The organism is Mesorhizobium sp. WSM3879, assembly GCF_002294915.1.
In the GTDB taxonomy this organism is placed as follows: domain Bacteria; phylum Pseudomonadota; class Alphaproteobacteria; order Rhizobiales; family Rhizobiaceae; genus Mesorhizobium.
The window spans coordinates 175018-197224 of sequence record NZ_NSFZ01000010.1; the positions used below are offsets into that span (position 1 = coordinate 175018).

The 22207-nt window shown below is 63.7% G+C and carries 20 protein-coding genes and 2 tRNA genes; 15 read left to right on the plus strand and 7 right to left on the minus strand.

Annotation, left to right across the window (positions count from 1 at the left end; all coding sequences use genetic code 11):
- Nucleotides 1–33 precede the first annotated feature (33 nt).
- A complete protein-coding gene (locus tag CK218_RS22280) occupies nt 34–315 on the plus strand; it encodes a hypothetical protein (protein ID WP_095828906.1) in 282 nt (93 codons plus the stop codon).
- A 42-nt stretch (nt 316–357) separates the two neighbouring features.
- On the opposite strand, the gene CK218_RS30300 is transcribed toward CK218_RS22280, so the two are convergent.
- Nucleotides 358–582 (minus strand): hypothetical protein, encoded by a 225-nt coding sequence (locus CK218_RS30300; protein WP_143749683.1) that lies wholly within the window; start codon nt 580–582, stop codon nt 358–360.
- Between the two features lie 191 nt (nt 583–773).
- Between CK218_RS30300 and CK218_RS22290 the strand changes: the two genes are divergently transcribed.
- A complete protein-coding gene (locus tag CK218_RS22290; RefSeq protein ID WP_143749684.1) occupies nt 774–1259 on the plus strand; it encodes a hypothetical protein in 486 nt (161 codons plus the stop codon).
- A 51-nt stretch (nt 1260–1310) separates the two neighbouring features.
- Here CK218_RS22290 and CK218_RS30740 read toward each other — a convergent pair whose 3' ends face one another.
- On the minus strand, nt 1311–1472 hold the full coding sequence (locus tag CK218_RS30740; RefSeq protein ID WP_179294573.1) for a hypothetical protein: 162 nt from the start codon (nt 1470–1472) through the stop codon (nt 1311–1313).
- 124 nt (nt 1473–1596) lie between these two features.
- Nucleotides 1597–1671, minus strand: a tRNA-Asn gene (locus CK218_RS22300).
- Nucleotides 1672–1685: 14 nt separating this feature from the next.
- Here CK218_RS22300 and CK218_RS30305 point away from each other — a divergent pair.
- From CK218_RS30305 to CK218_RS22345, 10 genes are all read left to right on the plus strand, one after another.
- On the plus strand, nt 1686–1886 hold the full coding sequence (locus CK218_RS30305) for a hypothetical protein (protein WP_143749685.1): 201 nt from the start codon (nt 1686–1688) through the stop codon (nt 1884–1886).
- Nucleotides 1887–2147 carry a hypothetical protein gene (locus CK218_RS22305; protein WP_066999931.1) on the plus strand — a complete coding sequence of 87 codons (261 nt, stop codon included), beginning with the start codon at nt 1887–1889 and terminating at the stop codon, nt 2145–2147.
- Nucleotides 2148–2327: 180 nt separating this feature from the next.
- Nucleotides 2328–2401, plus strand: a tRNA-Cys gene (locus CK218_RS22310).
- Between the two features lie 125 nt (nt 2402–2526).
- Complete coding sequence (locus CK218_RS22315; protein ID WP_095828910.1) at nt 2527–3201, plus strand: protein-L-isoaspartate O-methyltransferase; 675 nt, start codon at nt 2527–2529, stop codon at nt 3199–3201.
- A gap of 181 nt (nt 3202–3382) precedes the next feature.
- Nucleotides 3383–4777, plus strand: coding sequence for a TolC family outer membrane protein (locus CK218_RS22320; protein WP_095828911.1), 1395 nt, complete (start codon nt 3383–3385; stop codon nt 4775–4777).
- 233 nt (nt 4778–5010) lie between these two features.
- Nucleotides 5011–5817 (plus strand): PopZ family protein, encoded by an 807-nt coding sequence (locus CK218_RS22325; protein ID WP_095778435.1) that lies wholly within the window; start codon nt 5011–5013, stop codon nt 5815–5817.
- A gap of 219 nt (nt 5818–6036) precedes the next feature.
- Nucleotides 6037–8820 carry a valine--tRNA ligase gene (locus CK218_RS22330; protein ID WP_095828912.1) on the plus strand — a complete coding sequence of 928 codons (2784 nt, stop codon included), beginning with the start codon at nt 6037–6039 and terminating at the stop codon, nt 8818–8820.
- A gap of 363 nt (nt 8821–9183) precedes the next feature.
- Entirely contained in the window at nt 9184–10461 is a 1278-nt protein-coding gene (locus tag CK218_RS22335; RefSeq protein WP_095828913.1) for an OmpP1/FadL family transporter, read from the plus strand.
- Between the two features lie 268 nt (nt 10462–10729).
- Complete coding sequence (ilvD, locus tag CK218_RS22340; protein ID WP_095780745.1) at nt 10730–12454, plus strand: dihydroxy-acid dehydratase; 1725 nt, start codon at nt 10730–10732, stop codon at nt 12452–12454.
- On the plus strand, nt 12441–13268 hold the full coding sequence (locus CK218_RS22345) for a tetratricopeptide repeat protein (protein ID WP_066999951.1): 828 nt from the start codon (nt 12441–12443) through the stop codon (nt 13266–13268). The genes ilvD and CK218_RS22345 overlap by 14 nt, the downstream gene beginning before the upstream one ends.
- A gap of 15 nt (nt 13269–13283) precedes the next feature.
- Here the strand turns inward: CK218_RS22345 and CK218_RS22350 are convergent, their stop codons facing one another.
- The 4 genes from CK218_RS22350 to erpA all read right to left on the minus strand — a co-directional run bounded on the left by CK218_RS22350 (nt 13284) and on the right by erpA (nt 15190).
- Entirely contained in the window at nt 13284–13559 is a 276-nt protein-coding gene (locus CK218_RS22350; protein ID WP_066999955.1) for a hypothetical protein, read from the minus strand.
- A 79-nt stretch (nt 13560–13638) separates the two neighbouring features.
- Nucleotides 13639–14433 (minus strand): exodeoxyribonuclease III, encoded by a 795-nt coding sequence (xth, locus tag CK218_RS22355; protein WP_095828914.1) that lies wholly within the window; start codon nt 14431–14433, stop codon nt 13639–13641.
- A gap of 7 nt (nt 14434–14440) precedes the next feature.
- Nucleotides 14441–14833, minus strand: coding sequence for a VOC family protein (locus tag CK218_RS22360; protein ID WP_066999961.1), 393 nt, complete (start codon nt 14831–14833; stop codon nt 14441–14443).
- A 9-nt stretch (nt 14834–14842) separates the two neighbouring features.
- Nucleotides 14843–15190, minus strand: a complete 348-nt coding sequence (gene erpA, locus CK218_RS22365) for an iron-sulfur cluster insertion protein ErpA (RefSeq protein WP_066999964.1) — start codon at nt 15188–15190, stop codon at nt 14843–14845.
- A 70-nt stretch (nt 15191–15260) separates the two neighbouring features.
- Between erpA and CK218_RS22370 the strand changes: the two genes are divergently transcribed.
- From CK218_RS22370 to CK218_RS22380, 3 genes are all read left to right on the plus strand, one after another.
- Nucleotides 15261–16478, plus strand: a complete 1218-nt coding sequence (locus CK218_RS22370; protein WP_095828915.1) for a deoxyguanosinetriphosphate triphosphohydrolase — start codon at nt 15261–15263, stop codon at nt 16476–16478.
- A gap of 60 nt (nt 16479–16538) precedes the next feature.
- Nucleotides 16539–18296 carry an arginine--tRNA ligase gene (gene argS / locus CK218_RS22375; protein ID WP_095828916.1) on the plus strand — a complete coding sequence of 586 codons (1758 nt, stop codon included), beginning with the start codon at nt 16539–16541 and terminating at the stop codon, nt 18294–18296.
- 103 nt (nt 18297–18399) lie between these two features.
- Nucleotides 18400–22125 carry an SPOR domain-containing protein gene (locus CK218_RS22380; RefSeq protein ID WP_095828917.1) on the plus strand — a complete coding sequence of 1242 codons (3726 nt, stop codon included), beginning with the start codon at nt 18400–18402 and terminating at the stop codon, nt 22123–22125.
- The last annotated feature ends 82 nt before the right edge of the window (nt 22126–22207 follow it).

A 22207-nucleotide genomic window follows, 5' to 3' on the forward strand; every position in this document is an offset into this window, starting at 1 on the left:
CCAGGAGATCACGACATCGAAAAAGTTTGGTGGATGGCGCGGGTGCTGCACCATCCCAAATTGAACGTCTCGACATGGTTCGACGGCAGCGAGCTCGTCGCGATCGCCCACTGGGGATATCGCGGCGAAAAATGGTGCATGAAGAAGCCGCCGGCCGATCACCCGCCGCTGCCCGAGGTCTATCGGCTCGAGCGCGAGCGGGCACAGCAGGAAGCGCACGACCGCTGGCGGGCAGAAGTGCACGCCCGCAATCTGGAACGCTGCATTCGCGCCGGGGAGAAGCGTGGAGAGGCGTTAGGGCTCAATCCGGTGTAGGACAGCGGCGGCGCAGATCGCGCGCTGGCGAGGCTGGCAGGGCTATTCCTTCAACGTGCCGATTATATGGCTCGCTGCGATGACGCAGAAGACGCTGGTCACGGCGCCGGCTATGAATGGCAGGAAGGTCCAAAACTCAAGCGGCTTCCCGGCGAGGCTTAATGAGATTGTGGGCACGATGGCGCCCGTCGACAGGGATATCACGCCGAGGCTGTTGAAGAACGTCGCTTGCAGCTTCACGCGCTCATTGTGGACTAGCTTGCTCATTGCTCCCCCGTTGACGATTTCCCCGAACCAGCGCACGTTAGGCGCACCGGTCGACGGTTGGCGCCATCGACCGGCACTTGCCACCCGAAGCCGGATCAGGGCCTCAGATGACCGAATCTCATTTATCACCCTCATTGCGTTCATCGCCAGCCATTGCCCGGCTTCCTCATCATCAAATGGAGAGGAAGACCATGACCACTTTGACCAGGCGCGCCGCGCTCGGCGCAATTGCCTCCCTGCCGGCCATAGGAGGCGCCACAGCGGCGTCTTCGCCTCTGCCGGCCCCAACCGCCGAGGCGCCCGACGAGCGCGCCGTTCGCCTCGCAAATGAACTATCGGAAGCAATGAACGGCTTCATGACAACGGCCGGCGGCACGCCCAATTGGGTTGCTCACGTCAAGCCGTCGACGTGCCGAGATCCGATCTCATTCTCGCAGGATGCAAGGGAATCTAGACCGGAGCGGATCAGGCGGCACTTCTACGCGCTCAAGGCGCTGCTCGAGGAAGAAACAAAGTGCCCCTGGATGATGGTTCTGGCCACCGAGCCGGAGGGATCCACCTCTCGCATTCTGAGCATCCACAAAGGCGGCTTGCATGATCCCTGCGGCATCATCGGCCCTGCAATCGAACGGGGCGCAAGGTGGTCTCATGATCCGGCTCGGCTGATCGCAGGCTGACCGACCTAGCGCCAATTGGCGCCATGTGGCCCGGCTGCTCAGGTGGCCGGGCTACCCAGCGACGGCGAAGCCGACCGCGATTCCGATACCAATGGCAACGCCAGTCATCAGATTGCCGGCGAAGCGAAAGGCCCATGCCGCGACAGGGGCGTGCATTTTCCGCCGCGGCTGCCGCTGGTGCAGGCCGATCAGCTCATCAAAAACCCGTTCCATAGCAATTCTCTCCTTCGGGCGATTCCCGTGTAGATCGGCGCCTAGCGAAGTCGAATTGTGTAGATATGCTGTAGATCAGCCGTTTTTCGGCTGATTTGGAAAACTCTGAAACCGTTGGAAATGTTGGCTCCCCGGGCCGGATTCGAACCAGCGACCAACCGGTTAACAGCCGGTTGCTCTACCACTGAGCTACCGGGGAACGGAGGCTCTGACGTGAGTGGCGCAGCCTATAGCAAACACCTTTCGGCTTTGCAAAGCAGCAATTCGCAATTTTTCTGCAGTTTTTCGTGCGGCGATATGTGGCATCGCTTCGGCGTGCCCACATATGAGCGGCTTGACACCGGCATGGAACAATGCGGCTGGTCGTCCTTTGGTATTTATGACATCGGCCGCGCAGATGGGATCTGGCTTTGAATGACGGCAACTGACGACGATAACCCGCCGGCGCGCAAGATCACGGTCTTCGGCCGCGACTTCTCCATGCCGCGCTCGCGGGGATTGCGGATCGCGATCGGCGTGCTGCTCACAATCGGCGGGATTCTGGGCTTTCTGCCGATTCTCGGTTTCTGGATGGTTCCGATCGGCCTGCTGGTCCTGTCCTACGAATTCGCACTGGTGCGTCGTCACAGGCGCCGCTTCGTGGTCTGGTGGGAACGCCGCCGCCGGCCGGATTGAGAGCTTTTGCAGGGAGAGAGTCCGGCAGGTGCCGGCGACACCATCGGGATCGGCCGCAAGCAATCGGCAACCACTGCCTTCGATGAGGAATGGGAAAGCATCGGGAATGACTTGCCGGTGCTTGACGACCTTTCACCGCCAACATATTGAGTTGCCCCGGAACGCCGGGAGCATGTGGAAGGCCTCGTGGCGGAGTGGTTACGCAGAGGACTGCAAATCCTTGCACCCCGGTTCGATTCCGGGCGAGGCCTCCAATGCCCGGGCTCCGGCGCTGTCGCGCCGGAGCGCTAGGTTCCGGTCGAATTGGCCCGCGTCATTTGCCTGGAAATCGGATCGGGCGCGGGCACGAATTGGGCGTGGGAAGCGGGTTGGTTGGGACATGAACGCTGATTTCTCCGAACGCCGCGTGAAGATGGTCGATGGCCAGATCCGCACCACCGATGTGACCAGCGCGCCGCTGATCGAAGCGATGCTTTCCGTGCCCCGCGAGGCTTTTGTCGGCGCCGGGCAGCGGGACCTTGCCTATATCGACGAGGACATCCGCATCACCGATGGCGTCAGTGGCGGCGGTGCCCGCTATCTGATGGAACCGTCACCGCTCGCCAAGCTTTTGCAACTGGCCGAAATCAGCGACACCGATTCGGTGCTCGATGTCGGCTGCGGCACCGGCTATTCGGCCGCGCTGCTTTCCCGAATCGCAAAATCGGTGGTTGCGCTCGAAAGCGACCCGGCGCTTGCCGAAGCCGCGAAGTCGACCCTTTCGGCACTGGATTGCCAGAACACCACTGTAGTGACCGGGCCGTTACCGCAGGGTCATGCCGCCGCGGCGCCCTATGACGTCATCTTCATCGGCGGCAGCGTCGAGGAGGTGCCCGCGGCATTGCTCGGCCAGCTCGCCGAGGACGGACGGCTGGTTGTGGTCGAGGGGCAGGGCAACTCCGGCGTTGCGCGTCTTTTTGTCAAGGCCGGGGGGGTTGTAACCGGCAGACGCGCATTTAATGCGGCAATTAAGCCACTACCGGGGTTCGAACGTGCTCATGCGTTCGAATTTTGAGCGGTTTTGCCTTGCAGCGAAGGCGCTGTCATGATCGCTTGCGCTTGAACAATCGTTGCTGATTTGCTTCACGTGCATTTTCGGGGGCTGTCAGCGGGGGACGATAAACACGCGGCGCTAGCTGATCCGGAAGGAAAAGGTGCGCGGCGTGGTTCCCATGCAAACGAATGAGGGATAATACGTGCCGCCCCTACACAAGACTTTTCTATCAGCCTTACTTGTTTCGGCGACCGCGCTTTCGCCGCTGGCAGCATCCGCCGAAACCATCACCGGCGCGCTCGCCAAAGCCTATCAATACAATTCCCAGCTGAATTCCGCCCGCGCGGGCACCCGTGTCACCGACGAGGGAGTGGCCATCGCCAAGTCCGGCTACCGCCCGACGATCAGGGGATCGGCAAGCATCGACTACACGAGCAGCCGCAACAACAACCTGGGTCAAACCTTAAATATCACTACGGGCAATTTCGGGGTTGAGATCGACCAGACGCTGTTCGACGGCTTTCAAACCAAGAACAATGTCGCCGCCGCCGAAGCGCAGGTCAGGGCCTCGCAAGAAAGTCTCCGCAACACCGAAGAGAACATCCTGTTCAACGCGGTAAGCGCCTACATGGATGTGATTCGTGATCGCCAGATCGCGGTCCTGACCGCACAGAACCTGCAATTCCTGACCGAGCAGGCGCGCGCCGCGCGGTCGCGCTTCGAGGTCGGAGAGGGCACCCGCACCGACGTCGCACAGGCCGATGCCTCGCGGGCGACCGCGGTGGCGCAACTCGCCAGCGCTCGCGCGACGGCGCTGGCGAGCGCTGCGACCTACCACCAGATCATCGGCGACGAGCCGGGCAAGCTCAAGGCGGCCGCGCCGGTTGGAAAGCTGCTGCCGGGAAGCCTCGATTCGGCCTTCACCATTGCCGCCGCGGAGCATCCGGCCATCCTTGCCACCGAGCATCTCGTCGACGCCGCGGCCTTTTCGGTTAAGTCGGCCGAAGGGGCGCTTTTGCCGCAGCTTTCCGCCAGCGCCGGGATTTCGAGCCAGTATCGCAACACCTCGCCCGGCGTTTTTGCATCGGCGGGTTCCGAAGGAACGACCAATTCGGCCAATATCGGTGCAACGCTTACCGTGCCGATCTATTCGGGCGGGCGCACCTCTGCGCTGGTTCGCCAATCGAAGGAATCGCTCAGCCAGGCACGCATCGAGGTCGACGTCAGTCGCGACCAGGTGCGCCAGGCCGTGGCTTCGGCGTGGACGCAATACACCGCCGCGCGCGAAAGCGTGGATGCCAACAGGCAGGTGATCGCCGCCGCGCAACTGGCGCTCAACGGCGTCATCGAGGAACGCAATGTCGGCCAGCGCACGACGCTCGACGTGCTCAACGCGCAGAACGCCGTCATCACCGCCAAGATCAACCAGGCGAGCTCCGAGCGCGATGTCGTCGTGGCGAGCTACGCCATCCTGTCGGCGATCGGCCGCCTGTCCGCCGGCCAACTCGGCCTGGCGGTCACGAAATACAACCCGGAAGAGCACTACAACGCCGTTAAGGACAAGTGGATCGGGCTGCGCACGCCGGACGGCCGCTGAACCTTTGGCATTTCCAAAAGCGCCGCGTGTCCAATGGATGCGCGGCGCTTTTGCATTGGAACCAGACGGTCGGCTGCCGGCGGCGTAGCGAGCTAATCTGTTGAAATCCAACGTCTCCCCAGATTGGGGATTCTCGGATGACGATCGGTCGGTTACGCTGTCCGCATTGATTCGAATTCCGGTCTTGCCGGAATGGAAATCTTGAACAAGTCACAAAGGCGGCGGATGTGACGATGGCGACAGCGAGCAGCGCGCAGCGCGAACCTTCCATGGAAGAGATACTTGCTTCCATCCGAAGGATCATCGAGGACAGCGATACCGGCCGCAAGCAACCGGCGGCGGACAACGGTGACGTTCGCCAGGACCTCCGGCCGACGCCGGCGGCGCAGACGGCCGACCTTGACCCCTTCCGTTCCGAGCTCAACGCCGGATCCGCTCCCAGCAAGCCGGTGAGTTTGGCGGAGATACAGTCCCAGCTTGCGGCGTCCGATCCGACGATCGCCGAGACCGGCCCTGAACCGGTGAAGACCGCGCCCGCTCCCACCACCCTGGCGGAAGTCGGGGCCAGGGTAGCCGCCGAGCCGGACACCCCGGCGGTCGCGAGGGCAGCGGAGAGCGTGCCGCAAAGTGCCGATACCATCGTCGCCGATTGGCGGCGCGAGATCGCCGCCGTTGGCGGAAACTCCGTCAAGGCGAAGGTAGCAACTCCGGAAGTGGCGCCCGAAGTCAAGATCGACGAGGAGGATCTTGCCGCGCCAACCACCGAAACCGCGGCGCCCGACAACGTTTCGGCGCCATCCTCGGCCGACCTGCCGCCAGCCCGGCCGGCAATCCTGTCCAAGCATGCGGGCCGTCAGGTCGCGGCGGCCTTCGGCGAGCTTTCCGATGCCTTCGCCAGCCGCAGCAAGAAGAGCTTCGACGAGATGGCCGAGGAGATGCTGCGGCCGATGCTGCAGGACTGGCTCGACAACAACCTGCCGACACTGGTCGAACGGCTGGTGCGCGAGGAAATCGAGCGCGTGGCGCGCGGCGCGCAGTGATTTCGTCTGGGCTTTCAGCGTAAAAGCGCCGCCGTCGGGCGGTGCTTTTTGTTTCCGCGAAAATGCGGCCGCGCGATTTGTCTTGCGATGAGTCATGGGCTTGCCGCAGATCGCCGCAAGCCTATCTGGGCAAGGCGGGCCCATCCTTCTCGCGGTTGACTCGGCCAAGAGCTTCCGATTTACACCGGACGCTTGTTCCCGACAGTTCGGACTTCCTCCATGCTTGATAAAACCTACGACGCCAAGACCGTCGAGCCGAAGATCGCCAAAATCTGGGAAGAGGCCGATGCGTTCCGCGCCGGCGCCGGCGCGGAGGAAGGGGCGGAAGCCTTCGCCATCGTCATCCCGCCGCCCAACGTTACGGGCTCGCTGCATATGGGGCACGCGCTCAACAACACGCTGCAGGATATCCTGGTGCGGTTCGAGCGCATGCGCGGCAAGAATGTGCTGTGGCAGCCCGGCATGGATCATGCCGGCATCGCCACGCAGATGGTTGTCGAGCGGCAGCTGATGGAGAGGCAGATCCATCGCCGCGACCTGACGCGCGAGGAGTTCATCGACAAGGTCTGGGAGTGGAAAGCCGAATCCGGCGGCGCGATCTTCAATCAGCTGAGGCGGCTCGGTGCCTCGGCCGACTGGAGTCGGGAGCGCTTCACCATGGACGAGGGTCTGTCCAAGGCGGTGCTGGAGGTGTTTGTCACCCTCTACCAGCAGGGGCTGATCTACAAGGACAAGCGGCTTGTGAACTGGGATCCGAAGCTGTTGACGGCCATTTCCGACCTCGAGGTCGAGCAGCATGAGGTCAACGGCAATCTCTGGCATTTCCGCTACCCGGTCGAAGGCCTGGCGTTCGATCCCGAGAATCCGAAGACGTTCATCACCGTCGCCACGACACGCCCGGAAACCATGCTGGGCGACACGGCGGTGGCAGTTCACCCCGACGACGAGCGGTTTCGCGATCTGGTCGGCAAGAACGTCATCCTGCCGATCGTCGGCCGCAGGATACCGGTTGTGGCGGATGAGTATTCGGATCCGGAAAAGGGTTCCGGCGCGGTCAAGATCACCCCAGCGCATGACTTCAACGACTTTGAGGTCGGCAAGCGCCACAAGCTGCCGGCGATCAACATCCTGACCGTCGAAGCCTACATCAAGCTCAAGGATAACGAGGAATTCCTTGCCGGTCTTGAAGTGACGCCGCAGCGCCAGGCCGTCTGGGATGAGCTCGACGGGCTGGATCGCTTCGTGGCGCGCAAGAAGATCGTCGAGCTGATGGAAACCGGCGGGTTCCTGGAAAAGGTCGAGCCGCATCGCCACACGGTGCCGCATGGCGATCGCGGCGGCGTGCCGATCGAGCCGTTCCTCACCGACCAGTGGTACGTCAACGCGGCGGAGCTCGCCAAGCCGGCCATTGCCTCTGTGCGCGAGGGCCGCACGAACTTCGTGCCGAAGAACTGGGAGAAGACCTATTACGACTGGATGGAGAACATCCAGCCCTGGTGCATCTCGCGGCAGCTGTGGTGGGGGCACCAGATTCCGGCCTGGTACGGGCCGGACGGACGCGTCTTCGTCGAGAAGACCGAAGAGGAGGCGCTGGCCGCGGCGGTCGAATATTATTTGGCGCTGGAAGGCCCGTGGAAGGCCTGGGTCGAGGACAAGCTTGAAAATTTCAAGCCGGGCGAGATCCTGACGCGCGACGAGGACGTTCTCGACACCTGGTTCTCCTCGGCGCTGTGGCCGTTCTCGACGCTCGGCTGGCCTGACCAGACGCCGGAGCTGAAGACCTACTACCAGACCGACGTGCTGGTGACCGGCTTCGACATCATCTTCTTCTGGGTGGCCCGGATGATGATGATGGGCCTGCATTTCATGAACGAGGAGCCGTTCCACACGGTCTATGTTCATGCGCTGGTGCGCGACAAGAACGGGCAGAAGATGTCGAAGTCGAAAGGCAACGTCATCGACCCGCTCGAACTGATCGACGAGTATGGCGCCGACGCGCTGCGCTTCACCTTGACCGTGATGGCAGCGCAGGGGCGCGACGTGAAGCTCGACCCGGCGCGTATCGCCGGATACCGCAATTTCGGGACCAAGCTCTGGAACGCCACGCGCTTCGCCGAAATGAACGAGGTCGCCAGGAACGACGATTTCTGGCTGCACGACGCCAAGCTCGCGGTCAACCGCTGGATCCTGACCGAGCTGACGCGGGCGGCGCGGGCGATCACGGAGGGCATCACCACCTACCGCTTCAACGAGGCGGCGGGCGCCGCCTATCGCTTCGTCTGGAACTTGTTCTGCGACTGGTATCTGGAACTGCTTAAGCCGGTGTTCATGGGCACGGACGAGGCGGCCAAGGCGGAGAGCCGGGCCTGTGTCGCCTTCGTGCTGGACGAGAACTACAAGCTGCTGCACCCGATGATGCCGTTCATGACCGAGGAGCTGTGGGCGCAGACCGCGGGCGAGGGGAAGGTACGCACCTCCCTGCTTTGCCACGCCGCCTGGCCCGCGCCCGATTTCGAGGATGACGAGGCTGCCGCCGACATCAACTGGCTGGTCGAGCTCGTCTCCGGCATTCGCTCGGTGCGCTCGGAAATGAACGTGCCGCCGGCGGCGATCGCGCCGCTGACGGTGATCGGCGCCAATGCCCTTACACAGGAAAGACTGGAGCGCCACGCCCAGGCCATCAAGCGGCTGGCGCGCGTCGGCGACATCGCGCTGGTCGATGCGCCGCCGAAAGGCTCGGCCCAGATCGTTCTCAACGAGGCAACCGTCTGTCTGCCGCTCGGCAGCCTGATCGACCTTCAGGCCGAAGCAACGCGGCTGCAGAAGGAACTGGCCAAGGTGACCGAGGAGATCGCGCGCCTGCACAAGAAGCTGTCGAACGAAAAGTTCGTCGCCAACGCGCCGGAGGAGGTGGTCGAGGCCGAGCGCGAGAAACTCGCCGAATATCGCGAGGCGCAAGAAAAGCTTTCGGTCGCCTTAACCAGGGTGCGCGACGCCGACTGAACGACAAGATTCGGCTCCGCTGGAGCGCGGGTTTCCGATGCGTCATTTCACTCGGATACGGGCCTGCCGCTGCGTTAATCTTGACGTAAACGGAAAGTTTTGGCCCGATTGTTGCCATAATGTGACAATGGGTCCATTCCCCTCAAAATGGCCCCGTTTTTGCGCTGTTTCGGGCCGTTTTTTGCATTTTTTCTCTCCGTCCGATGCCGGGTGAGCCGCCTTTGGGGCTCAATTGGCGGCCGATGACCATGGCCAAAATACGAGCTGTCAAGGTGTACATGTACAGCTCACGAATTCGTTGTTGCGCCGTTAACCGGAATTGGTTCTAGCTTGCCCCACTTCGTGTTTCGGGGAGGGATTTCCATGAATATGTTGCGGCTCAAAGCACTGCTGGGGGCAGGGTGCTTTTCGCTGGCTTTGGTCGGAGCGGCGATGCACCCGGCGCATGCCGGTGGCTTGGAGCGCGGTTGGTACGACATCGACCTGCTTTTCGATCCAGCGCAGATCACGGGGGAAGTCACGGGTACCTACGTGATGCCGCAACGAGACCTCAAGAATGCAAGGGACGCCGATCCGTCTGACGGCGACCTCACCGCGCTAGGAAGATCAAGCACTGCCCGTGATACCGAAAGCTATTGGGTGCCGAACGTGGGAATCAAGATTGGGATGGGACCAGTCGATTGCCTTGGCGACTACTCTCAGCCAATCGGTGCATTCAGCAACCCTGGTGCCAATTGGGCCGGCGCGCAAAGCAACGTTGAGACAAAGGTCGAGAGCGAGGCGTTCGGCGCAACCTGCTCGTACAAGATGGACGTAGGCAAAGGTCAGTTTCGTCTTATTGGGGGCGTCTTTCACGAGGATGTTTCTGGCTTCAAAGAACAATTGGTGGCGCCTATTCCTGCAATGTTTGGCACAGGCATAGGTCGTCTTGATCTGGAGGGCGACGGATGGGGATGGCGGGCCGGCGTTGCCTACGAGATTCCGGAAATCGCTCTGCGCGCCAGTTTAGTTTATAACTCGGCAGTCAAGCTTGACAACTTGAGCGGGACGCTTGATCTGACCCAGGTTCCCGGATTTATCAATCCCGCAAATCCGCTTCTGGGTAGCGTGACCGACGTATACGGCTCCTCCGAGGTGCCCGAGTCCGTGGAATTGAAGCTCCAATCAGGTATAGCACCGGGCTGGCTTGCCTTTGGATCCATCAAATGGGTCAATTGGAGCGTCCTGCAAAGCATTCCGTTCTGCCCGACATCGACCCAGGGCGTGCTCGCCTGTACGACAACGAGTCCTGCGCGTGCAACCTCGCTTGATTTGCTCTACCGTGACGGGTGGACAGTCGCAGCCGGCATCGGCCACAAATTCAACGAGCAGTGGAGTGGTGCGGCCGGTATCGCTTGGGACCGCGGAACGACGACCGGGCTCAGCACTCAGACCGACACATGGACAGTTAACGCCGGCGTCGCTTACACGCCGACCAAGAACGTCGAGCTTCGTCTGGGCGGTGCGCTTGGCGTCTTGACGAGCGGGCACATCCATTCGGTCGTCGGCTCCGACGGCGTGACCTACGGGACCGATTACACCGCCGACTTTGGCAACGACCTCGTTTCGGCGATTTCGGGATCGGTTAAGGTCAAGTGGTAACTCCTTCAATTTGAACGAAAAGGCCGGCATTGCCCGGCCTTTTTTATTGCGGCGGCCCTGACCGCTGACTCGAACTGCAGATTCGCCTCACGACCGAGCGAGTGTGACGTTTCAGCAACAGTTTATGAACAAGCCCCGCGCTAAGAGCGTCGCCGAGGGAACTGCCCATTTCCCGCCATAAACCCGGAGCAACTCGAGTAGGTCTCGGGACGCGTGCCAGGTTGGCCCGGCGATGGGACCGGCCGCGGGGTGTGCGGCAAGGACGACGATGGACGCCAAGGCAATCTCCAAGGCCAAGCTGCCCAGCCGCTACGTGACCGAAGGTCCGGCGCGCGCGCCGCATCGTTCATACCTCTACGCCATGGGATTGTCGGCGGCCGAGATCGCGCAGCCGCTCGTCGGCGTCGCCAGCTGCTGGAACGAGGCCGCACCCTGCAACATCTCGCTGATGCGCCAGGCACAGGTGGTGAAGAAGGGCGTCGCGGCCGCCAATGGCACGCCGCGCGAATTCTGCACCATCACCGTCACGGACGGTATCGCCATGGGCCACCAGGGCATGAAGTCGTCCCTGGTGTCGCGCGAGGTGATCGCCGATTCAGTCGAGCTCACCATGCGTGGCCATTGCTATGACGCGCTGGTCGGGCTTGCCGGCTGCGACAAGTCGCTGCCCGGCATGATGATGGCGATGGTGCGGCTCAACGTGCCGTCGATCTTCATTTATGGCGGTTCGATCCTGCCCGGCAGCTACCGCGGAAGGCAGATCACCGTGCAGGATGTGTTCGAGGCGGTCGGGCAGCATTCGGTCGGCACGATCTCCGATGCCGAGCTGCTCGAGATCGAGCAGGCCGCCTGTCCGTCGGCAGGGTCGTGCGGCGCCCAGTTCACCGCCAACACGATGGCGACGGTCGCCGAGGCGATCGGGCTGGCCTTGCCCTATTCCTGCGGCGCGCCTGCGCCCTACGAAATGCGCGACCGGTTCAATTTCGCCTCCGGCGAAAAGGTCATGGAGCTGATCGCGAAAAACATCCGGCCGCGCGACATCGTTACCCGCAAGGCTTTGGAGAATGCCGCGACGGTCGTGTCGGCCACCGGCGGCTCGACCAACGCGGCACTGCATCTGCCGGCGATCGCGCATGAGGCGGGTATCAAGTTCGACCTCTTCGACGTGGCGGCGATCTTCGAAAAGACGCCCTATATCGCCGACCTCAAGCCCGGCGGCAAATATGTCGCCAAGGACATGTTCGAGGCCGGCGGCATTCCGCTCTTGATGAAGACGCTGCTCGACCACGGCTATCTGCATGGCGACTGCATGACGGTCACTGGCCGCACTTTGGCCGAAAACATGGAGCACGTTGCCTGGAATGAGAGCCAGGATGTTGTGCGTCCCGCCAATCGGCCAATCACCAAGACAGGCGGCGTTGTGGGCTTGAAGGGCAACCTCGCCCCCGAAGGCGCGATCGTGAAGATCGCCGGCATGTCGGAGCTGAAATTCTCAGGCCCGGCGCGCTGCTTCGATTCGGAAGAGGAGTGCTTCGAAGCGGTCACGCAGCGCAATTACCGGGAGGGCGAGGTTCTCGTCATCCGCTACGAGGGGCCGCGCGGCGGTCCGGGCATGCGGGAGATGCTGTCGACGACGGCAGCGCTCTACGGCCAGGGCATGGGCGGCAAAGTGGCGCTGATCACCGACGGCCGTTTTTCCGGTGCTACACGTGGTTTCTGCATCGGCCATGTCGGGCCGGAGGCGGCGGTCGGCGGGCCGATCGGGCTCATCAAGAATGGCGACGTGATCTCTATCGATGCCGTTAATGGCACGATCGAGGTGGCGCTGTCGGATGCCGAACTGGCGGCCCGGGCCAAGAAATGGAAGGCGCGCAAGACCGACTATCAGTCCGGCGCGATCTGGAAATATGCGCAGACCGTAGGGTCGGCCCGCGACGGCGCGGTCACCCATCCGGGCGGCGCAAAAGAAATACACTGCTATGCGGACATTTGAGGTGTTGAGGTCATTTGTCTTGCCGGCACTGGTCGCGGTGGCGACCTTGGGCGCCGTCGGGCAGGTCATGGCCTTCGACGACAAGGTGTTCGACGACAAGACCGGGGTCAAGCCGCAGTCGAGCCCGTGGGCGGTGTTCCAGTTCGGCTTCTCCGCCTACAAGAACGGCCACAAGGACCAAGCGGTCGAGGCCTATAAATATGCCGCCGAGAACGGCCAGATCGGCGCCACCTGGAAGCTTGCGCGGATGTATGCGCAGGGCGACGGCGTGGCCCGCGACGACTATGCGGCCTTCAAGTTCTTCTCCGAGATCGTCGATCAGGATGTCGAGCCCGGCTCGCCCGAGGAAAGCTATGTCTCCGATGCGCTTGTCGCGCTCGGCGACTATCTGCGCAAAGGTATCCCCGGCAGCCCGGTCGAGGAGAACGAGGTTGCGGCGCAGGAATACTACATGCGCGCCGCCGCCAACTACCGCAACCCGAACGCGCAGTTCGAGATCGGTCAGATGTTCCTCAAAGGCGAGGGCGGCGTGAAGGCCAGCGTCAAGCAGGCCGGGCGCTGGCTGCAACTCGCGGCCGAAAAAGGCCATGCCGGCGCGCAGGCGACGCTCGGCAATCTGTTGTTCCAGAGCGGCAAGATCGTGCGCGGCCTGGCGATGATGACGGCTGCCTTGGAGCGTGCCCCGCCGGCGGATCAGCCCTGGATCCGCAGCATGCAGGAAGAGGCCTTCGCCGCGGCTGGCGAAGCCGACCGTCGCACGGCGATTTCGCTCGCCGACGACATCCTGACCAAGGGCAACAACGGCGACCAGTAGGCCGCAGCTTCGGCTTCAATTTTCGGTAGGTTCCGTCGGCGCCGTGATTGAGGTCGGGTGCAGTTTCGGCGCCTGATTCTCGCCGGGGCAGTCGTCCTGGACCTTCGTCCAGGACGTGTTGTTGAGAACCATGTCGCAGCGGGCGAGGTGACTTTCGCCGGCAATGGTCAGGCAAGCCGTCTCACCGAGCTTGAACGATTTGCCGTTGGCAAGGCACTCCGGGGCCGCGAGCGCCGGCGCGGCAAATGCCAGCGCAAGGCCGACCGGGCAAAGAACAAATCGGATCGCCATCGAACCCCGCAACAATCCCGCATCAGACACACGATTTGTGGCGACATCAGGGTTCGGCAAGAGTCCGCAAGCAGCGCCTTCAGGCCGGCTGCAAGCGCAGATCGATGGCCACCGGCACGTGGTCGGAAGGTTTTTCCCAGGCGCGGACGTGCTTTTCAACCGAGGCCGACGAGAAGCGGTTGGCGGCTTCGGGAGACAGCAACAGATGGTCGATGCGGATGCCGTTGTTCTTCTGCCAGGCGCCGGCCTGATAGTCCCAGAAAGTATAGACATCCGGCGAATCGGTCACGGCGCGCACGGCCTCCGTGAACCCGAGATTCTTCAGGCGCCGGAAGGCCTCCCGCGTCTGAGGCTGGAATAGCGCGTCACTGCGCCAGTTTTCGGGGAACCTGGCGTCGGCGGGCTCGGGGATGACGTTGTAGTCCCCGGCCAGCACCAGCGCTTCCTCGAGCCTCAGCCGCTCTTCCGCCCAGCGCTCTAGCCTCGCCATCCATGACAGCTTGTAGGAAAACTTCCGCTCGTCATCGACTGGGTTGCCGTTCGGCAGATAGAGGGAGGCGACCCGCAGCGCGCCCTTATCGGTCGAGAAGACGCCTTCGATGAAGCGCGCGTGGTCGTCGGCATCGTCGCCAGGCAAACCGCGATTGACCTCGTCGAAGGGCAGCTTCGACAGGAGAGCGACGCCGTTGAAGCTCTTTTGGCCGTTGGTCTCGACATTATAGCCCAGCGCCTCGATCTCGGCCCGCGGGAACTGGTCGTCGACGGTCTTGATCTCCTGCAGGCACACGATGTCCGGCGCGCTCTCGGTCAGCCAGTGGGTGAGGTTGCCGATGCGGGCGCGAACGCCGTTGATGTTCCAGGTGACGATCTTCATGCGGACCTCAATGTTCTTCCGGCGCAAGGCGCTCGACGAGGCCGATCGTATTGCCTGCCGGATCCTTTAGAAAGGCCATCCATTCGCTTTCCCCCGCCGGACCGAACCGGCCCTCGGTGTCGCGATGGACCAGCGCCGGCGACGCGGTGAAAGGAACACCGGCGGCTTTCGCCTCGGCATGGAAGGCCTCGAGGCCGGCGATATCGAGATAGACGGTGCCAGGGGGCACGCCGTCGCCAAAGAACAGCCGCACGCCGCCCGCGATGATGAAGGCGATGCCCGGCGGATCGTAGCGCGCATGCACGCTCATGCCGAGCACATCGTGCCAGAAAGCCAGCGTTCTATCGAGATCGCGCCCGGCCGACAGCGCGACCTGACGGACCGCGCCTATCGTGGGCATGGCGGCCCGCTAGACGGAGAAGCTGGTGCCGCAGCCACAGGAGGCGACAGCGTTCGGGTTTCGAATCTGGAAGGACTGACCCATAAGGTCATCGACGAAATCGATCACCGAGCCGCCCATATAGACCAGCGAGAGGTCGTCGATGAGGATCGTGGCGCCATCCTTCTCGATGGCTACGTCGTCGTCGTTGCGACTGTCGACGAGATCGAACTTGTAGGAGAAGCCGGAGCAGCCGCCGCCTTCGACGGAAACGCGCAAGGCATTCTTGCCCGGCTCGCCGGCCAGAATCCTGGCGATCCGCTTCGCGGCCGCTTCGGTCATCTCGACCTTCATGGCAGTCTTGGCATCCGCGCCCATCGGCGTCACCTTGCTTTCGGTTTCCCATGATAGGTATGAAGCTGAGGGGGGCAAGTCAACTGGTGGGCGAATGGGCAAGGGTGCTCTCGGCGATATCGGTTTCGGCTACCGGCCGCGCGCCGTTTACGCGAGCGATCCGGCGCGCTCGCGCGGCCGCCTGTTCGATGAGCCGGAAAGCCCGACCCGCACGCCATTCCAGCGTGACCGCGACCGCATCATCCATTCCACCGCCTTCCGCCGGCTGAAGCACAAGACGCAGGTGTTCGTTGCGCATGAGGGCGATCACTACCGCACAAGGCTGACGCATTCGATCGAGGTGGCGCAGATTGCCCGCGCCCTGGCACGCGCGCTGCGCGTCGACGAGGATCTGGCGGAGGCAGTGGCCTTGGTGCACGATTTCGGTCACACGCCTTTCGGCCATACCGGCGAGGAGGCGCTGAACGAAAAGATAGCCGGCTGGGGCGGCTTCGATCACAACGCGCAGTCGCTGCGCGTCGTCACCCGGCTCGAGCGGCGCTACGCCGAGTTCGACGGGTTGAACCTCAGCTGGGAGACGCTGGAAGGGCTGGTCAAGCATAACGGGCCGCTTACCAATGCAAGCGGGAAGGGGCTCAAGGGCGCCGTGCCGCAGGCGATCCGCGACTATTCCGCACTGCACGACCTCGAGCTCGACCGCTTCGCCGGCATCGAGGCGCAGTGTGCCGCGATCGCCGACGATATCGCCTATAACACGCATGACATCGACGACGGCCTGCGCGCCGGCTTGCTGACGCTGGACATGCTGGAAGACGTCGGCCTGCCGGGCTCGATCCTGAAGCGCGTGCGCGCCCGCTATCCGCAACTCGATGACGTTCGCACCGGCCACGAGCTGATGCGGCGGCAGATCACGCTGATGGTGGAGGATGTCATTGCTGCCGCTGCCGACAATATCGAGCGCCTCAAGCCGGACAGCGCCGATGCGGTGAGGGCCGCGGGTGAGACGATGGTCACCTTCTCGGCCGAGATGGCGGCAGCCGAAAAGGAGCTGAAGGCCTTTCTTTACAAGCATCTCTACCGGCATGCCGAAGTGATGCGCGTGCGGGCCGACGCCGAGCAGATCGTCCGCGACCTGTTCGATGTCTATTTCGCCGACCCGCGCGCCATGCCGGACGGCTGGCGCGAAGGGCTCGACAGGGCGCAGGATCGCATCAAGGCGCGCAGCGTCGCCGATTTCCTGGCCGGAATGACCGATACCTATGCGCTCAAGGAGCACAGGCGATTGTTTGACCATACGCCGGATTTGGGCTAGGGCGAGCCACGATTTTGTCGGCCAAGCAGCCGGTCCCTCTTAAAGCCCAGAGCATACCCGATGAATATCTTCGCCGATTTCAACGCGCGGATCGTAAAAGCCGTCGAAGCCCTTGATCTGAAGGACAAGGATGGCGGAGCGCTGGATCTGTCGCGCATCGCGGTCGAGCCGCCGCGCGACGCCAGTCATGGCGACCTTGCCACCAATGCGGCGATGGTGCTGGCAAAGCCCACCGGCCAGAACCCGCGCGCGCTGGCCGAGCAGCTGACCGCAGCGCTGCGCAGCGATGCCGACATCGCTTCGGCCGAAGTTGCCGGCCCGGGCTTCGTCAATCTCCGGCTGAAGGACGGCTTCTGGCAGGCGCATTTGGCAGTGCTGCTCGGCGAGGGCCGCAACTATGGCCGCTCCAAGATCGGCGGCGGCCGCAAGGCCAACGTCGAGTATGTCTCGGCCAATCCGACCGGCCCGATGCATGTCGGCCATTGCCGGGGCGCCGTCGTCGGCGACACTTTAGCCAACCTGATGGCCTTCGCCGGCTACGACGTGACCAAGGAATATGTCATCAACGATGCCGGCTCGCAGATCGACGTGCTTGGACGCTCGACCATGCTGCGCTATCGCGAGGCGCTCGGCGAAGCCGTCGGCGAGATTCCGCCAGGCCTTTATCCAGGCGACTATCTGATACCCGTCGGGCAGGCGCTGGCCGAACAGTTCGGCCTCGGCCTGCTGGAGATGCCGGAAGACGAAGCGCTGGCGATCGTCAAGGATCGCACGGTCGACGCGATGATGGCGATGATCCGCGATGATCTGGCGCTGCTCAACGTGCATCACGACGTGTTCTTCTCCGAACGCACGCTGCATGCCGACAACGCCAAGAAGATCCGCGCGGCAATCGCCGACCTGACGCTGAAGGGTCATATCTACAAGGGCAAGCTGCCGCCGCCGAAGGGCGAGAAGCCGGACGACTGGGAAGACCGCGAGCAGACGCTGTTCCGCTCGACCGCGGTCGGCGACGACATGGACCGGGCGCTGGTGAAGTCGGATGGCTCGTTCACCTATTTCGCCGCCGACGTCGCCTATCTCAAGGACAAGGTCGAGCGCGGCTTCGTCGATCTCATCTATGTGCTCGGCGCCGACCATGGCGGTTACGTCAAGCGGCTCGAAGCGCTGGCTCGAGCGGTCGCCGGCGACACGGTCAAGCTCACGGTCCTGCTCTGCCAACTGGTGAAGCTGTTCCGCGACGGCGAGCCGGTCCGCATGTCGAAGCGGTCAGGGGATTTCGTCACGCTGCGCGACGTGGTGGAGGAGGTCGGCCGCGACCCGATCCGCTTCATGATGCTCTACCGCAAGAATGATGCGCCGCTCGATTTCGACTTCGCCAAGGTCACCGAGCAGTCCAAGGACAATCCGGTGTTCTACGTGCAATACGCTTCGGCGCGCTGCCACTCGGTGTTCCGGCAGGCGAGCGAGCAACTGGGCGAAGCGAATTTCGACCGCGACCGGCTTGTGGCCTCGGTTGCGTCGCTGACGGACGAGGGCGAAATCGGCCTGATCCGGAAACTCGCTGAATATCCACGGCTAATCGAATCCGCGGCGCTTGCGCTGGAGCCGCACCGGCTGGCATTCTACCTCTACGATCTGGCGTCGAGCTTCCACGCACACTGGAATCGGGGCACCGACAACCCAGACTTACGTTTTGTTAAGGTTAACGACCCACAATTGACGTATGCCAGACTGGGGCTGGTGCAGGCTGTTTCGGATGTTTTGACCTCCGGCCTGACGCTGATAGGAGCTGATGCGCCTACCGAAATGCGTTAGGTTTGACTAAAAAGCCTGTCACCTTTTGCCCACATTGCGCTGGTAAGGGCCAACCCTGCGCGACGTCCATGGCGTCCGACTGTGTGCGAGTTCGGGAACAATAATGGCAGACAGAACCCAGCTGAAAGTAGCCGCAAGCAATCACATCGCCGACGACGATCCGTTCGCCGAACTGACCCGCATCATGGGTTTCGATCCGCGTCAGCCGGTCAGGCCGCAGTCGCCGGCGGCCGCAAAGGCTGCGTCCGCGAACCAAGCTGCCGATGGGGCCGACTTCGACATCGACCTCGAAAAGGAGCTGATGGGCGACTTCGACATTGCCGAGGAAAGCGAGCCGGTGGCGCAGCAGGCTGCCCAGGCTGTGCCGGCCTACTGGGCTGCCACTCTCAGCGACGACGAGCTCGCCGCTTCCCTCGAACGGGATTTCGTCTTTGACGATGCGGCGGATCACGCCCATTTTGCCACGCCCGCTGTTGCCACGCCCCCTGCGCCGGAGCCGGCCGCGGACACGGCATTCGACGATGATTCCGACAAGGCGGTCGCGCGTTCGTTGGAAGTCTCGCCCGTGCAGGACGACCTTTCCGTCGATCAGGAAATGGCGGCCTCCCTGGATGAGGGCTTCTGGATCGACGACCAGCCTGACACGGACGAGAGCGCCGCCGCGGCCGCCGAGCCTGCGGCTGTCGAGCCTGCTGTCCTTGCGCCTGCGGACGAGACGGCGTTCGACGCTGATTTCGACACTGCGGTCCAGATGTCGCTCGAGGACGAGTTGGCCTTCGATGACCGTGATATCGAGCAGCCCGAAGGCGCCGACGTGCAGCCGATCGAGGCTCACGCCGCTGTCGACCAGCCGATCGCCGCCGAAGATTACGAGAGCCGGTCCGATCAGGCCGCATTTGATCAGGCCCATTTCGATCATGCCCAATCTGATCAGGCCCAATTTGAGCAGGTGACGGCTGATATCGCCATGGATATCGATCAGCCGCAGCACCTGATCCTGGAGCAGGAACTGTCGGTCGATGACGAGCCATCGCCGGCCCTCGAGGCGCCTGTCGAGGCCGAGCATTTCGCCGCCGATCCCGAGCCCGCCTTCGATCCCCAACCCGATCACGGAGCTGTAGCCGATCAGGTCTTCGAAGACGATTTCGAGCTCAGCTTCCGTGACGCGCTTGCCGAGGAGCCGGAAGGCCCGGCTGTCGATCCTGAACCGGTCGCCGGTCACGAGGCTGCGGCTGAAGAGGTCTTCGGAGACGATTTCGAACTCAATTTCGACAACGTGCCGTTCGGGGAACCGGAAGCGCCGGCTGCCGAGCCCGTCGCCGCGGCGGAGCCGTCAATCGCGGAGCCTGCTCCTTCTGTATCGGCACCGGTTCCGCCGGTTGCGGCAGTCGAGCCGGCTAAGCCGGCCGCAGGCGAGCGCAGCCTGGAAGACGAACTCAATGCGCTGCTTGGCGCCATGACGGCGCGGCCGATTCCGGTTGCGCCGGTCCCGGTTGCTCCTGTTCCGGCCGCCGCATCGGAACCGCGGTCGGTCGTTCAGCCGGCTGGCGACACCGACCAGAAGGCTGGCGTGGCCGATGAGCTCGATTGGGACCTCGACGCACGCAACGAGCCCGCCTACGGCACGCAGACCGCTCAGTCCGCCGATGCCGATCTCGATAGGCTGCTCGCCGGCGAACTCGACCGGCAGGGCTTCGAAGGCGCGGCTTCCGAACAGGATGCCGAACCCAGCATAGATTTCGATGACGAGGCTTTCGACGCCGCCTTCGCCAAGGGCATCGAGATGGACGCGCCGGTCGCGCCTGCCGAACCGCCAAAGTCGTGGAGCCGCGTGACCCCGGTCGCAGCGCCGGTGCACGCCTCTTATGCCACGCAGCCTGCGGCTACGGCGCCGCAAACCGCGGCCCCTGCCTACGAACCGGTGAAGGATTATTCCGCATACGCCAAGCCGGCGCCGCAGATGCCGACGCCTGCCTATCGTGCGGAGCCGGCGAAGGACTATGCCGGTTACGCCACGCCGGCCCCGGCGCCGCAGATGCCGACGCCTGCCTATCGTGCGGAGCCGGCGAAGGACTATTCCGCTTACGCCAAGCCAGCCGCGGCGCCGCAGTCTCGCCATCAGGAGGAAATGCCCGATGTCGAGACGGTCGACGTGCCGGAGCGCGTGGTGGCGTTGGCCGACGACCTCGACATTCCGGAGCTCAGCTTCGAGGAGGATCAGCCTGCGGCGCCTGCCTATGACGATCTCGATGCCGAGTTTGCCGGCCTGCTTAGCGAGATGAACGCAACCGAGATCGCTCAGGCGCCTGTGCAGAGCCGGGGCTATGAGGACGACTCCCTCAATGCCGGATTCAAGACCGGCTACGACCGCCGCGAGTTGCGCGCCGAGACGGCCGCTGCACCGGCGACCCTGTCCCATTCCGCAGCTGCAAGCCAACTCGATGCAGACGATTTGCCCGGCAGCCGGCCGGTCTCGCAGGCGGACGACTTCGCCGTCGACGAACTTGACTACGATCCTGAGCTCGACGAGGCGATGACTGTGCCCGGCTTTGCCGAGCGCGAAGCCGCGAAGCCGCGAAGCCGTGGCATGATGCTTGCCGCGCTCGTCGGCGCCGTTGTGGTCGCGGGCGGTCTCGGCGCTCTCGCCTTCTCCTTTGGCGGCAAGGGCGGCAGCGAAGCGCCCGTGATCGTGAAGGCGGACAATTCGCCGATCAAGGTCAAGCCGCAAAATCCGGGTGGCACTGTGGTGCCGAACCAAGACAACAAGGTCTATGACGCCGTGGCCAAGGGTGGGGCGGCCAAGCCCGCCGAACCGGCGCAGCAGAAACTGGTGACCAACACCGAGGAACCTATCGACGTGGCGTCGAAGGAACCCCCGCAGAGCCGGATCGTCGACCTTTCGCCTGACGACACCGACGCCGCGCCTGGCACCAACTCAGCCGGCAATGCGGCCGCGGCAGCGCCGGTTCCGGACACAGCAGCTCCGGCCGCAGCCGCGCCGGCACCGGCCGAAGCCGCGCCGGCTCCGGAGGCCGCAGCGCCGGCACCGGACGCAGCAGCGCCAGCGCCGGCTGACGCCCAGGCCGCCGCCCCCGCAACCCCACAGCAGGCCGCTCCGGCGCCGAAATCGGAAGACCGCATCGCCCAGGTTCTGCAGGAGGCAGACAAGGGGACCAACAACGATGTCGTCGCCGTGGCGCCGCGCAAGGTGAAGACCATGATGGTGAAGCCTGACGGCTCGCTGGTTCCGCGAGACGACCCGGCTCCCGCGCCGCAGGTCGCGGCGACCGAACCGATCGATCCGGCGCCGCAGCACGTCGCTTCCGCCGGGCAGGGCGATGCCCAGCCGACAGGCGCCGTCACGCCGGCAACCGATCAGGCTGCCGACCAGGGCGGTGATGACCAGAGCGATGCCGCAGCGGTGAAGCCCGCCGCCGCGCCGAAGACCGAAGCCAGGGTCCAGTCCGCCAACACGCCGGCGAAGGTGCCGGTGGCGCCGCCGCGTCCGTCCGATCAGCCGGTCGATATCGTGGGCGAGGTCAAGCCCGACCAGGTCGCCTCCATCGATCCGGCGGCGGCAGGCGGCGGCTCGTGGTCGATGCAGATCGCTTCGCAGCCGACGGTTGAAAGCGCCCAGTCCACCTACCAGGACCTGCAGCGCCGTTACGGCAGCGTGCTTGCCGGACGCACAGCCAACATCGTCAAGGCGCAGATCGCCGGCAAGGGCACTTTCTACCGCGTCCGGGTTCCGGCCCAGTCGCGCAACGACGCGATCAATCTGTGCACCAACTACAAGGCGGCCGGCGGCACCTGCTTCGTGTCACGCTGATCATCTAGCACCGTTCAGAGCCGGCGCCGCCGCGAGGCCGCGCCGGCTTTTTCGTTGTGGACGGCTATCGGCATTCATGCGG